Annotated in this window: 11 protein-coding genes; 5 read left to right on the top strand and 6 right to left on the bottom strand. The window is 46.7% G+C overall.

Going from position 1 to position 14,385, the window contains the following annotated elements; genetic code table 11:
• Window positions 1-134 precede the first annotated feature (134 nt).
• Together JO943_RS16765 and JO943_RS16760 are read left to right on the top strand one after the other, a co-directional pair.
• A complete protein-coding gene (locus tag JO943_RS16765; protein ID WP_171067680.1) occupies window positions 135-3,629 on the top strand; it encodes a PAS domain-containing hybrid sensor histidine kinase/response regulator in 3,495 nt (1,164 codons plus the stop codon).
• 315 nt (window positions 3,630-3,944) lie between these two features.
• Complete coding sequence (locus JO943_RS16760; protein WP_005228405.1) at window positions 3,945-4,706, top strand: hypothetical protein; 762 nt, start codon at window positions 3,945-3,947, stop codon at window positions 4,704-4,706.
• A gap of 47 nt (window positions 4,707-4,753) precedes the next feature.
• On the opposite strand, the gene JO943_RS16755 is transcribed toward JO943_RS16760, so the two are convergent.
• The 4 genes from JO943_RS16755 to def all read right to left on the bottom strand — a co-directional run bounded on the left by JO943_RS16755 (window position 4,754) and on the right by def (window position 9,187).
• Window positions 4,754-5,941, bottom strand: a complete 1,188-nt coding sequence (locus JO943_RS16755; RefSeq protein ID WP_202741358.1) for a hypothetical protein — start codon at window positions 5,939-5,941, stop codon at window positions 4,754-4,756.
• A 64-nt stretch (window positions 5,942-6,005) separates the two neighbouring features.
• Window positions 6,006-8,126: a TonB-dependent copper receptor gene (locus tag JO943_RS16750; RefSeq protein WP_202741357.1), complete on the bottom strand. Its 2,121-nt coding sequence runs from the start codon at window positions 8,124-8,126 to the stop codon at window positions 6,006-6,008.
• A 73-nt stretch (window positions 8,127-8,199) separates the two neighbouring features.
• Window positions 8,200-8,637, bottom strand: a complete 438-nt coding sequence (locus JO943_RS16745) for a DUF2946 family protein (RefSeq protein WP_202741356.1) — start codon at window positions 8,635-8,637, stop codon at window positions 8,200-8,202.
• A 19-nt stretch (window positions 8,638-8,656) separates the two neighbouring features.
• Window positions 8,657-9,187: a peptide deformylase gene (def, locus tag JO943_RS16740; RefSeq protein ID WP_005228396.1), complete on the bottom strand. Its 531-nt coding sequence runs from the start codon at window positions 9,185-9,187 to the stop codon at window positions 8,657-8,659.
• A gap of 123 nt (window positions 9,188-9,310) precedes the next feature.
• Here def and JO943_RS16735 point away from each other — a divergent pair, with 123 nt between their 5' ends.
• The 3 genes from JO943_RS16735 to JO943_RS16725 are packed head-to-tail and all read left to right on the top strand — an operon-like array spanning window position 9,311 to window position 12,208.
• Window positions 9,311-10,462: a LysM peptidoglycan-binding domain-containing protein gene (locus tag JO943_RS16735; RefSeq protein ID WP_005228394.1), complete on the top strand. Its 1,152-nt coding sequence runs from the start codon at window positions 9,311-9,313 to the stop codon at window positions 10,460-10,462.
• Window positions 10,463-10,470: 8 nt separating this feature from the next.
• Window positions 10,471-11,601 (top strand): DNA-processing protein DprA, encoded by a 1,131-nt coding sequence (dprA, locus tag JO943_RS16730; RefSeq protein ID WP_032876250.1) that lies wholly within the window; start codon window positions 10,471-10,473, stop codon window positions 11,599-11,601.
• A 37-nt stretch (window positions 11,602-11,638) separates the two neighbouring features.
• Entirely contained in the window at window positions 11,639-12,208 is a 570-nt protein-coding gene (locus JO943_RS16725; protein ID WP_032871008.1) for an L-threonylcarbamoyladenylate synthase, read from the top strand.
• 393 nt (window positions 12,209-12,601) lie between these two features.
• Here the strand turns inward: JO943_RS16725 and JO943_RS16720 are convergent, their stop codons facing one another.
• Together JO943_RS16720 and JO943_RS16715 are read right to left on the bottom strand one after the other, a co-directional pair.
• Window positions 12,602-13,522: a DMT family transporter gene (locus tag JO943_RS16720; RefSeq protein WP_202741366.1), complete on the bottom strand. Its 921-nt coding sequence runs from the start codon at window positions 13,520-13,522 to the stop codon at window positions 12,602-12,604.
• A gap of 104 nt (window positions 13,523-13,626) precedes the next feature.
• The gene (locus JO943_RS16715) at window positions 13,627-14,280 is read right to left on the bottom strand and encodes a TetR/AcrR family transcriptional regulator (RefSeq protein ID WP_165569319.1); all 654 of its coding nucleotides are present in this window, start codon (window positions 14,278-14,280) and stop codon (window positions 13,627-13,629) included.
• Window positions 14,281-14,385: the final 105 nt, after the last annotated feature.

The raw sequence follows: 14,385 nt of genomic DNA, 5'->3' as shown, positions 1-14,385 counted from the left end.
TTTTTCATTATCCAACTTAACAAGATTATGCTTGACTCGTAACTTAGACTTTGGTCTCTAAATGCAATTCTCTACTCCTTGCTGTACCTGTGCTTCGGGTATGATTAAAAATGGAAGTTGATCACGTGAGCAATATGAACAGTTGGCTTATTCTCGGGGTATTGGCCCTGTACATCGTGCTGCTATTTGGCTGTGCCTTTTTTGGTGAAAAGCACGCCAGCCGTTTAAGTATGCGTGGTCGAATGCTGCTGTTCAGCTTAACCCTGGGCGTATATTGCTCTTCATGGACCTTTTATGGCGCCACCGGTGCTGCTGTTCGCCAAGGCGTGATTTTCCTGCCGATTTATCTGGGACCATTGCTGTTTATCTGGTTTGGTTATGATATCTGGAAACGATTGGGTCGTATCCGCCAGCATCATGCCATTTCATCAATTGCCGATTTCGTGGCTGCCCGCTACGGTAAAAGCGGAAGTCTGGCCGCCTTGGTGACCATTCTCGCCGTGATTGCGATTGTGCCCTATCTGGCGTTGCAACTACGCGCCATTGCACTGAGTGCCTCGGTGATTCTGGAGCAAAACGCGCATATCCATACCACCACCAATAGTGTTCTGGTACTGACTGCGGTACTGGCGATTTTGGCGATGATTTTTGGGACCCGGCATATTGCCCATACCGAACAGCACGGTGGGTTAATGTTAGCCGTGGCCTTTGAGTCCTTTGTTAAACTGTTTGCCCTGCTCTGTGTGGCAGCCTTCTTCTTATTACAGTCACCCGACAATATTAAACAGGTCAGTACCGACGTACATCAGCATTTTCATGACCTGCAACAACTGGGTGTGCCTGAAACTTTCTGGGTGCAAACATTACTGGCAGGTCTCGCCATGATCTGCCTGCCACGCCAGTTCCATGTGGCGGTGGTGGAGTTACGCGATGAAAAACATATCCGTGGCGCACGGCGCTGGTTTGCGGCCTATCTGATCCTGACCGTCATGGCAATTATTCCAATTGCCAGCTGGGCGCTGCATTCTCTACCCGAATCGCTGGGCACACCAGATATTGCCGTACTGGCCTTACCGATGAGCTATCAGCAGGATTGGTTAGCGCTGTTGGCCTTTCTCGGAGGCTTTTCCGCATCAACTGGCATGCTGTTAGTCGCCTCAGTGGCCTTATCGATCATGCTCAGTAATGACCTGATCATGCCAGCTCTGTGGCGGTTTAAAATTATTTCACGGCATGACCAGCATTTACCGCGCGTGCTCAAACTGACCCGGCGCATTAGTATTATTAGCGTGATGTTACTGGGCTTTTTATTTTTCCATTTCTTTAATGATATCAATCAGCTCTCGGTATTTGGCTTACTGGCTTTTAGCGCCGTGGCACAGTTTTCACCGGCCTTGATTGGCGGTCTATACTGGCGTGGTGCAAGCCGTCAGGGTGTGTATGTCGGGCTATTGATGGGCTTCGCCATGTGGAGTTACACCTTACTGTTCCCGACGGTCCTGCGTAGCCTGCCCGACCAATATCAGGATTTGGCACAGCATATTTTACTGTTTGGACCGTTTGATATTAATGGCTTGCGTCCAGAGGCCTTACTGGGTTTTGAATCCTTTGCTCCGCTGACACATGGGGTATTGTGGTCTTTAGGTTTGAATGTGGTGCTGTATATCTGGGTATCACGTCTGTACCGGCCCAGCGTGGCGGAACAAATTCAGGCGGAAAGCTTCTTCTATTATGAAAGCAAACCGCTGCCATCAGCCCAGTCCAATACCGATCTTACTGATCTGCACCTGAATGCCGCCCGCCTGAAAGTCGGCGACTTACTGGCGCTAGCCAAACGGGTCACAGGCGATAAACCGACGCTACAGGCTTTTCAGCAATTTTGTGAACAGAATCATGTGGTTTTAAATGAAAATCATGTGGCCAATGGCATGTGGTGGCGCTTTACCGAGCAGTATCTGGCCGGGATTATTGGGGCAGCCTCTGCCCGTACCTTGTTGACCACTGCCATGATTAACAATGGTCTGGCCTTGGGACAAGTCGCCAATATTCTCGACCAGGCCTCGCAATGGCAGCGTTTTAACCAGAATCTGTTGATGACCATGATCGACCATATGACCCAAGGCGTCAGTGTGGTAGACAAAAATATGTGTCTGGTGGCCTGGAACAATCAATACCTGAAACTGTTTGATTATCCAAAAGATCTGGTTTACGTCGGCTGCCCGATCGCAGACCTGATTCGCTATAACGCGGAACGTGGTGAGTGTGGTCCGGGCCCAGTCGAAGAACATGTGCGTAAACGACTGCACTGGATGAAAGTGGGTAGCGCCCATGAGTTCGAGCGAATTCGTAAAGATGGTCTGGTGATCCAGATGCGGGGGAATCCTATTGAAGGCGGTGGTTTCGTCACCACCTTTGCCGATATTACCGCGTTCCGTGAAAATGAAGCGGTGCTGGAAGAGCGCGTCAGTGACCGCACCCAGCAGCTTGCCAATGCCCTGACCGAACAGCAACTGGCACTGGAACAGGCGGATAAAGCCAATCAATCGAAAAGCCGTTTCCTGGCAGCCGCCAGTCACGATTTACTCCAGCCCATGCATGCAGCACGTCTGTTTAGTACTGCGCTAGAACAAAGTGTCCATTCGGCAGAAGATCAGCAGACCTTACAACAGCTGGATCGGGCACTGTACGGCGCGGAAAGTATGCTCTCTGCCCTGCTCGATATTGCCCGTTTAGAAGGTGGCACCATCCAACCCAAACGTCAGGCTTATTCCTTGCATGATCTCTTGAATGATCTGGAGTTACAGTTCAAATCCATTGCAGCCCAGCGTGATATTCAATTGTCCGTGCACGATACCAAGTTCTGGGTCGACACCGATCCGCAATGGATGCGGCGGATTATCCAGAACTTTGTCAGCAATGCTTTACGCTATACCGCACGGGGCCGTGTCGTGGTCGGTGTGCTACGTTCAGCTCAGCGCCCTCATCATATTCGCATCGGGGTCTGGGATACCGGCCCGGGTATTCATGAACAGCAACGCCTGAAACTGTTTCAGGAATTTGAGCGCTGTGGACACACCTCGCCTTGGGGTGAACAGGGTCTGGGTCTCGGACTGGCCATCGTACAACGGATGACCAGCCTGCTGGATTTCCCCGTGCATGTCTATTCCGAGCTGGGCAAAGGCTCCTGTTTCATGATCGAAGTGCCTTTAGCCGAAGCACCCAAAATTCAAATGGCAACACCTCAGGTAACGGCATTGCAGCATACGGCCTATAAAGTGCTATGTCTGGACAATGATGAAACCATTCTGGAAGGCATGCGAACCTTGCTAAGCAAATGGGGCTATCAGATCTTCACCGCAACCGAACCGGAAGAAGCACTACGCTTAATTGAGCAGGAAGACATTCAGGTCTGGCTGATCGATCAGCATTTGAATCATGATCAACGGGGTCTGGACTTTATTGAACAACACCGACTGGCCCATATTCCTGTGGCATTAATTACCGCAGATTCTGATCCGGAGTTACCGCAATACTTAAAACAGCAGAATATTGTGTTGCTGAAAAAGCCGCTCAAGCCTGCCGGTTTACGGGCCTGGTTATCCGGTTTAAAAATCATGCCGATGCAATAAATGACCAAATATTTTGCAGCCATAGGCAAAAATCATCAAAAAGTAGCACTTTGAGTGCTGATAAATTGACCAAAATGCTCAAATGATTTTTGACTATGGCAAAAACGTTCACTTACATTAGTGAACGTTTGTACACTTACTTACAATTAATTAAACATTTGTTTTTATTTATAAATTTTACCCTTAAAAACCAGTCTACAACTTTAGTCGTATTCTACTTGCTTTGTTGATCCCGCATAAATTGATGCATAAATGGAAACCTGTGTCTCATCGTGTTGGGTTTCTTGCAACAGACTGTCGAAAAGGACATTGATCATGAATAATAGTCACCCCACCACCGACCATAGCTCGCAACAGTTTTATCGCCAATACAGTGCCAACGCCTTATTACCACAACTGGACTGGCAACATATTTTTGTACATAGCAAACTTGAAGATACACATTTACGTGCCCTGGATGCGCTTTATCAGGCGGCGGTCCCGCTGGCCCTGAATGTATTCCATGAACTGAATTTTGATGTGTTTACGCCTGCAGCCTACCATCCACAAGGGTTGGGCTTATTTGAAAAACTGGCTCAACAAGAACAGAAGTTTTTAGATGTACTTGAGGCAGAGTCTGCCCATCTCGACCATGAAACACGTCATCAGATCTGGAGCATGCTATTACGTGGCGGTGCGGTTCTGGTCTTTAAAGCCTGGTTAAGCCATGTCAAAGGTGATGCAAACCAACTGGACAAAAGCCAGTTTGATGAACTTTCCGATTTACTGTTTATCAAGACACGTCCTGAGCAATTGGCGCAACGTTTAAAAGTCGAAGTCAATGCACCATTCACCCACATTTTCCTGATGCATGATAATGATGTTTTCCTCGATCATTTTAATAGTCTGGAAACCGCTGCTTTATTTGTTGATTTAGGCGTTTACGATGCCGCCTTTTTAAGTCTGCGTGACGACCGCGTGGCGGAATACCTCAAAAGTAAAGCTTATGTCACCCAAGAACAGATTGATGATCTGCAATGCGCATTAAATCCTTTATATTGCGATAGCCTGATGCCAAAACAGGACTGTCTGGCCTAAGCAGTCGAAGCCACAATCAAGATTGTGGCTTCACTTTGATATTGAGCTTAAGAAGCATTTTTTTCTAAACGCTGTTTATGAATCTGCATCACCACATCACTAAATTCATTTAAAACATAATGCACCCATAAACGGCTATACCAGTTATATTCGGTGGATAACCGATAATCAATGCTCAGAATCAACCTGGTAGTGTTTGCATCGATTTGTTCCAGTTGATAATCTGTTTTCAGCAAATCGAAATATTTCCCGCCCATTTCCAGATGATCATCCAAGGACCCCTTCGGAAACGAATCTGGCGCAAACTGGTATGTCCAGGACAATAGATACGGCGCATGCGATGCGGTCACCTTTTCTTCAAACTTGATGCCACGTTCCCACTGGATGGTGCGGACCAGCTCACCCTGACGCTGCTCGGTCATGCCAAAAACAGGTTTGGGAAAGCCCATGGTAAAAATAAAACTGTCTTTAACTTCCTCGGGTTGTATCGTGCCAATCTGGTTAATGGCCTGAAATACTTGCTGTGCTGGCGCATGAATCACAACCGAGCGCTGGGTTTGACCATATTCGGTACGACTAAAATCAGGTAATAACAACCATAAAATCAACGGCAGCAGTGCAAAAGAATAGATTTTGGCGCTGGGTTTCCATAAATAATGACAAATTAATCGCATAAAACCTGCACCTAACAGCAGGCCGATCAGTAAAATCGGCAACAGCATGATCAGACAGATAATCCCTTCTCTTAACACGATCACGCAAAACACAATCACGATCACAAAAACCAGCGGCTGAATCTTGAAAAGCTTGGTCAGGAAAATAGGATTGGGCTGTTTTCGAATCATAAAGTATTCGAATAATGCACCCAATAGTGCAGGAATAACCAAGACAATCACAAAGGACATCAGATCTTGCGAATAACTGCTTAACAGTACTGTCACTGCGATCAGGCCCATCGCCACAATTAAAGGCAACACCATGACAAAAGAAGTTCTGGATGGATAAACTTTTTCTAACTGAAAAGGAAGCGGGGTGTCAGTGCCTTTGCGTACAATCAGATAATCGTATGCTTCATTCTTGATTTTATGTATTTGATAATCTTGAATACCTGCCTGCAACAAGCGTTGCTCCAGACTGTTACGCGTCTGTTCTGTCCATTCGGTGACCTGAATACGGACATAACCTTGTTGTTGTAATTCTTGAATAATTGTATTGGAATCCTGAAGATGATGCATGTAAGCCTCGTCAAAACGCAATCAGCTCAATGCAGATCATTGAGCTGACTGATTCTAACTCAGCTTAGAACTTCATGCTCATCCGCATCCAGTAGTTGCGACCGGTATTATTGAATTGCTCTTCGCTGGCAAAACCAAAACCTGAACTGCCCGCTTTATTGAGGTGTTCGGTATAGGTTTTATCGAGCAGGTTATCAACGCCCACTGAAAGATCGACATCTTTACTCAGACTATAACTGCCATTCAAAGAAATGGTTGAGAAACCTGCACTTGGTTTCAGGTCATATCCCACAATATTGCCCTGATGCAAACTGACACGATTTTGTTGATCCACCACACGCCATAACATACCGAGTGTATATTTATCAGCAACATAACGCAGATTCACACGGCCTTCTAAAGGTGCAATTTGTGGCAATGGCGTATTGTCGCTGGTATTTTTACCCCAGGCATACATCGCACTCAGGTCGGCCTGAATATGATCGGTAAACTGATAGCCAACGCCAGCCTCAGCCCCTGCAATGGTGGCATCGACATTCTTGGCACCTGCGGTGATTCCGCCGCTACCATGCCCGCCATGTCCACCTGCATGTAAGTGGCTATGATCGTGGTAGTTCATCAAGATATAGTCATCGATCAGTCCGGCATAAGCAGACACCCATGAATTAAATGCGCCTTGTTGTTGGGTAAAACCAAGATCGAGCTGTAAAGTTTTCTCCGGACGCACACCGTTAAAGGTGTTGCTCGAACCCGCATTGCCGTGCTCAGGACTGAATAGCTCCCAATAATCAGGCATACGTTCGACATAGCCCAGTCCGACATAGCTGTTGAGGCCATGCTCGGCATTTTCATTTTCCAGACGCACAAAAGCACTCGGCAAGGTTTTTTCCAGCTGGGTATTGAAACCTTTGGCCTTAGAGTCAGCACGCTCATCATCCACCTTGACCTGGTCTACTCGAGCACCTGTCACGATCTTGTTTTGCGGATTGAGTTGATAGCTCAACTCACCAAAAGCACCATAAGACTGGAAACGCATATCCTGACGGAATGGAATATTCATGGATGGCATGGTCGGTGATGACATACTGCCGCCATGTTTATTGAACTGCGAGTCAACCCCGGTGATCAGGCTCCACTGATCCCATTCAGAGGTCATGGCCAGACGTGAGTTCAAGGTACGGCGCGTCACTTGCATGTCCATTGGCATCGGCATTTTCATGACATGATCACCATGCTTCATTTCAACCATAGGCGGGGTTCTCAGGCTGAAATTATCCATGATGTGATCGTTATAGCTATAGTTCACCTGACCTTCAATTTTCTTGATCACATCGGTGATATTTTTCTTTTCAAAGCGTAGACCTAAACTTTCACGCGCGAATTGAGCACCGTCCATCTCACGGCCTGCATATTCAGACTCGCCATCTGCCTTGCCACCGGTCAGTTCTACCCAGGTATTTTCATCCGGTGTCCAGCCCAATGCCACATCGGCATTCCAGCGTTCCCATGAAGACGGCACGGTTTTACCGTCACCATCCTGATAGCTGTTCGACTCGGAACGATTGGCATTTAAACGGATATATTTTTTCTCATCCCCCACCGCAGCTTCAACATTCTGGTCTAAACGTCCAAATGAACCCCACAGTACACTGGCCTGCCCACGATACGGTTTGGCCTGAGTCAGTTTCTCAGGTTGACGTTCAAAAATCACGGTTGCCGCTGAACCGGTATTGGCATATTGAACGGTCTGTGGTCCTTTAATCACCGAAATACGGTCATAGCTTTCAGGTGAAATATAAGAAGTCGGTGCATCCATACGACTTGGGCAGGCACCCAGATTTTCTGTACCATCAGTCAGGATCTTGATGCGTGAACCAAACATGCCACGGAAGGTCACATCACTATTGGTTCCGCCACTCTGTATGGCGTTAAAGCCCATAATACTTTGCAGATAGTCGGCACCATCCGTTGCAGGAATCGGCTGAATCGGTTGTTTGGGATCGGCTTGCACCACCAGACCATTGCGCTCATTCGGTTGTTGAGCCGTCACTACAATTGGTGCCAGTGACACATGGGCATGTGCAGATACAGACGAATCGACTGGATTTGCCCACACCATTGCAGTATTTGAGGCAGCAAGAATCGCAACCGTGAGCGGTTGTAATAAAAATTTAGGTTGAGCCATGAGTGGTCTCTCTTAAAACATAAGTAAAACTGGGCTAGAGTTTTAAAAAACCCTAATAAAAATAACGTTTTATTTATGCAAAGAGTGGTGGGGCACGCCCTTGGGGCAATAGAAATAAGCGTTGTAGTGCAAAATAAACATGCTTAAACGCTTGCTGATAAGCCACTAAACGGATTTGAATCCGGACCAGTACTTCTTTCACACCCAATTCAGGCGGCAAGACCAGATTGGCATAGACCGTACAGTACTGACATTGGTGATTAGGATCATGATGATCATGATGCGGCAGCGGGGCCTGAGCTTGCTCAAGCTGGTGTTCATACGAATGTGAACTATGTGCCGAATGGCTCTGTGTGCTTTGTAATTTGGGTAACAGCAGCGCCTGGGTGATGGTTTCACACACCGGCGCAATCTGGTATTGCTTCGGAAGCAGCGGCTGCAAGAAAACCGCAATCTGTAAACAGACCGCGGTCAAAGCCAGCAGCAAACCACAACGAAACAAAGACAACATCTTAAACAGTATCGATCACTTAACGTTTAACAGCGACTTTGTCTTTATCACGCTGGCGCACCACTTTTTCCACTTTCTCACGGGCACGCTGACGTTTTAAAGGCGATAAATAATCGACAAAAAGTTTGCCATTTAAGTGATCCATTTCATGTTGGATACAAACAGCGAGAAGTTCGTCAGCTTCTAACTCAAATGCTTGACCTTCAAGGTTAATTGCCTCGATTTTTACGCGTGACGGACGCTCAACTTTGTCGTATATTTGAGGCACAGAGAGACAGCCTTCTTCATAAGGCTGAGTTTCTTCGGTCAGTGGAATGACTTTGGGGTTAATGAACACCATCGGTTGGTTTTTCTCTTCCGAGATGTCCATAACAATAAGCTGAATATGATGATCAACCTGAGTTGCCGCCAAACCGATACCTGGTGCTTCATACATGGTTTCAAACATATCTGCTGCAAGCTGACGAATTTCATCAGTGACTTCTTCGACTGGCTTGGCAATGGTACGAAGGCGGGGATCAGGAAAACTTAAAATAGGTAATAAGGCCATACTGTCGTCCTCACTTATGCCATTGATCAAAAAACCAACTGAAGGGAATGCTTGATCAAAAAAATTGTGTGTAAAGTCGTTATTATAGCGCAACTACACACATAATTTTTAGGAATTATGATAATGAAAAAGGTTTTAAACGGCATACCATCTTTTCATGCCTTGGGGTTAAAAAAACAACTGATTGCGGCTGCAATTTGTGCGGGATTGGGAATGACTGTCAATTTTGCTCATGCTGCCAGCCCGAATGTCAGCCCACCTGCAGTTAAAGTAGGCGCTCCGCATGTTTATGTGGTGAAAAAAGGCGATACGCTGTGGGATATTTCCGGCAAATTTTTAAAGAAGCCCTGGCGCTGGCCTGAAATCTGGGCAAGCAACAAACATGTGAAGAATCCACACTGGATTTATCCGGGTGATCGCCTGCTGTTATGTAGCCTGAACGGTAAACCATTGATTGGTAAAGATGAAGGTGACGGTTGTGACGGTATCATTCGTCGCTATACCGGCAATACCGCGACCTTGCGCCCGCAAGTCCGTATTGAAGCACTGAACAATAGCGTCCCAGTTATCCCCTTGACCCATATTCAGCAATGGCTGGAACGCACTTCGGTACTGCCTGCAGAGGCGATTGCCAACACCCCTTATATCCTGGGCACCGCGGATAACCGTGTTATGGCCGGTAAAGGTCAAAGTGTTTATGTGCGTGGCCAAGGCCTTGAAAATGGTCAACGCTATGGCGTATTCCGTGAAGGCGAGCCTTATATCGTTCTGGATCAGAATGGCAAGAAGCAGAATCTTGGCATTGAGCTGACCCAAGTCGCTTCAGGTGTGGCCATTCGTAGTGAAAATGACATCACCACGGTTGAACTGACCGACAGCTATAACGGCGAAGTGCGTCGCGGTGACCGTGTTATGCTTGAACAGGATGCCATGCTGCCAACCCTGTTCTACCCGACCGATGCCAATCAGGTCAAAGACGGCGGTAAAATCATCCGGGTGATGGGTTCGATCGGTACAGCCGCAAAAAATGGTGTCGTGACTGTTGATCGTGGCACTGTGGATGGGATTGAGGTCGGTCAGGTATTCAGTATCTATCAAGATGGCGAAACCGTTCGTGATCCAAAAACCAAAGAGCAAGTGAAACTACCCGGCCAGTATTTAGGGAGTGCCATGATCTTTAAAAGCTTTGACCGTATCAGCTATGCCTACGTACTTGAAAGCGAATTACCGATCAAGCTGGGCTCAGACATCAAGCCACCACGTCTCGACGATTAAGGTCTCAAATGTTGAATCAATTATCGCCTCATCACTACCCTACCGTGCTGGTGTGGTACTTGGTTCAACATTCGCTTTCCAGCTTTCACAAAATTCAGCAATATTTTGGCAGCTGTGAACAGGCAACCCAACCGCAGCGTTTTTCGGAATGGGAGCAACTGGGTCTGCATGCCAACCATTTAAAACGTCTAAAAGAATTTCAGACCGCACAAGGCCAGCAACAGTTTGAACAACTGCTACAACTGATTTGCCGTCATAGTGATTTTATTTTAACGCCCGACGATATTGGCTATCCGACGCAGCTACTGCCTTATAGCGACCGCCCACCGATCCTGTTTGGACAGGGTCAAGCCCAAGCGCTATTACAACCCCAGATTGCCATGGTCGGCAGTCGTAAGCCGAGTCCTCATGGGCGACAAGTGGCTTATGATTTTGCTTACTATTTAAGTGAAAAGGGTTTTTATATCAGTAGTGGTCTGGCACATGGGATTGATCAGGCCGCGCATCAGGGTGGACTGGCGCATCAGCGCACTATCGCAGTGACGGGTACAGGACTCGACAGTGTCTACCCTGCCCAGCATAAACAACTCGCGCAACAGATTCGCCAGTCAGGCGCGATTGTGACTGAATTTCTACCCACCACCATGCCTTTACAACAACATTTCCCACGACGCAATCGGATTGTCAGTGGCTTGAGTCTGGGGGTATTGGTGGTCGAAGCCGCGCTCAAAAGCGGTTCATTGATTACCGCCAATGAAGCAGCCACTCAGGGCAAAATGGTATTCGCCATTCCTGGACATATTTATAGTGAACATCATCAGGGCTGTCATCAATTGATTCGCGAAGGCGCGATTCTGGTCGATCATCCTGAACAGGTGATTGAAGATCTGGCTTTGCCGACGCAATGGCAAGCACAGCAGCAGCCAGCAACAGAAAGCAGCTCGGCACCGCCAACACTACCCGCACATTTAATTGAGCTGTATCAGGTTTTAGACTGGGTCGGACAGGATCTGGATCAGCTGGCGCAACGCTATTCTGCACCTATTGCTGAATTAACTGCCCAATTAATGGAACTGGAATTACTCGGTTTAAGCATGCAACAGGCAGGACGCTATTTACGTTGCCGCCCAATGCATTAAACTACTCACATCTCCCTTTTATCGTTTCATTCTCCCTATGATGACGTCCTCTATTGCTGAAGCAGCACAACTTTTACAACAAGGACAGGTTCTGGCTTACCCGACCGAAGCGGTCTGGGGACTGGGCTGTGATCCCTACAATGAGCAGGCTTTTCAGGATATTCTGGAACTCAAACATCGTCCCGTTGAAAAAGGCGTGATTTTACTGGCCGGCCATTTAGATCAGGTCGAACATTTACTACAGGGTTTAGCTTCCGAGCTTCGTCAGCAAGTGATCAATAGCTGGTCTAACCGCCAGCCAACTGAACGTGCCACCACCTGGCTACTGCCTGCCGATCAGCACATCCCGACCTGGATCAAAGGCCAGCATCCGCTGGTGGCGGTGCGTGTCACCACGCATCCTTTATGTATGCAACTGTGTCAGGATTTTGGTGGGTTTATTGTCTCGACCAGTGCCAATCCCGCAGGTCAGACACCAGCCCATGGTCTGGCAGAGGCCCAAGCCTATTTTGGCGATGCATTACATTATCTTGAAGGCGATCTGGGTCTCAGCCGTGAACCGAGTCGCATTTTAAACGCGCTCACGGGTGAAATTGTTCGCGCCTGATTAGGTGAATAGCGGACAAAAAAAAGCTCAGTTATATAGGGATAACTGAGCATAAAAAGGATGTGTATAATCACATCCAGAGGGTTCATCAATTCGGTGAGCAACTTATTCATTCTAAAATGAATGATCTTGCTGTGGCTGGTATTATGAGCTAATCATTTCATTTATACAAATATATTATTTATCTAACAAAAAAGGTGAAAAGCGTACCTTTTTTGTCACTTTCGCCTTTTTAATAAAATTATATTTTTATTTTTATTCAGCTTTTTTTGAGCATAAACTTCGCTGATCTTTGAAAATATAGTTGCAAATCAGACACAAAGAACAATCATTTAAAAAATAAATTGGTGCGTTTGTCTATTTTTTAAACAAACACACCTTTTAAGTTCATCTTTACGAAGCAGACTCTGCCAATTTCACCGAAGCTTTTACGGTTTTCTTCTGTGCCATGATAATGCCCACCAGAATCATCACCCCACCAATGGTATGATAAATGGTCCAGTGTTCCGACAGCCACAGACTGGCAATAATGGCAGTAAATACCGGCATCAGGTTCATAAAAATACTGGTCCGGTTTGGCCCGATCGCCTGCACAGCAACCATCCACAATAAAGGTGCGATTAATGACGGGAACACACCGGCATAGAGCACGCTGGCGGCATTCTCAGCATTGATGCCATCTAGCCCCAGCCACAGTAAAAATGGGACGTGATACAACAAAGCAAAAGCAATCTGTACATAGAGACTGGTCATCAATGGCAGCTGCACTTGCCATTTTTTCAAAAATACCCCATAGAAAGCATAAAATCCTACCGCCAAGACCATGACTGCATCGCCCCAGTGACCGCCCTGCTCAAACAGGCTGGCAATACGGCCCTGGCTCATCACATAAATCAGACCGGCAAAAGACAGCAAACTGCCAAAAATTGCAAAGCGATTCGGTGCATCTTTTAAAATGAGATAGGAGATAAAGATGGTAAAAATAGGCACAAAGGCATTCACAATGCCCATATTGGTCGCGGTGGTATAATGTGCTGCGGTATAAGACAAACCTTGATAAAGCACCATACCAAATGCACTGAGTACCGCCAGCTTGGGGATGAAGGGGCGGATCAAAGCACGTTGCTTCCAGACCTTGGGCAACATAAATGGTGTCAAGATCAGGAAAGCCACAAACCAGCGATAAAAACTGATACTGACCGGTGAAATATAATCGGCCACATAGCGCGTTACCGCGATGTTAAGTGACCAAATCAACACCGCAATCAAAGGCAATACAAATGCCCATTTTTGGTATTTGCTAAACTGACCCATCATTTTTCTCACAATATCTCAGCAATGGATATATTGTGGTAGATGTCCAAAATAATTGAAATATCGTATTTCAGACATTTATATCGCGCTCACGACATTGCTGCTTAGAACAGCTCCCAGGCTCGCATCGCATGCTCCACCACTTTATGCAGTTGCTCAACCGTTGCCCCATCTCGAGCCTGAATGGTTAGCCCCTGCACAACCGTTGCATAGAAGTCGGTCATTTCCTGTAAAGGCGCGGTTGCCGCCAGATCACCATCCGCGACCCCCTGCTCTAAACGCTCCAACAGTTTTTGCTTGGTCTGTAAACGTTTTTCCAGAATATTGTGTTGCACTGCCTGAGCATTATCCGAGCAGTTCATAGTCGCCACCACTAGCATACAACCTGCAGGTTTATTGGGTTGCGCCAAACGCTTGACGTTGTCATATAGATACAGCTCAAATGCAACTTTGGCGGTTTTGGCTTCTAAAAAGATAGGAACTATCGGACAGGCTTCATGGGCCAGATAATAATCAATGCATTTATAAAACAGCCCGGCTTTATCACCAAAACTACTGTATAGACTCGGCGCAGTCAGTTCCAGAGCCTGAGTCAAATCACTGATCGAGGTCGCTTCATAGCCATGTGCCCAGAACAATAACATCGCTTTTTCCAGTGCCTGCTGTTCGTCAAAACACTTCGGACGACCACGCTTTTTTTTCAAGCTGTCATCACAGGGTGCTACTGTTGGCTCATGTGCATTAGTCATAGCTGTCACAAATATTTCATAACGATCACTATTAAATTAATTGACGACTCAACTTTAATCAACTATTTTATTTTATATCGATCGTTATAAAAACTAATGTTTTTTCAATTTTAT

It is taken from the genome of Acinetobacter sp. 'aerobic (ED)', assembly GCF_904886855.1.
Classification (GTDB): Bacteria; Pseudomonadota; Gammaproteobacteria; order Pseudomonadales; family Moraxellaceae; genus Acinetobacter; species Acinetobacter courvalinii.
This window is presented reverse-complemented; position numbering and strand designations above follow the sequence as displayed.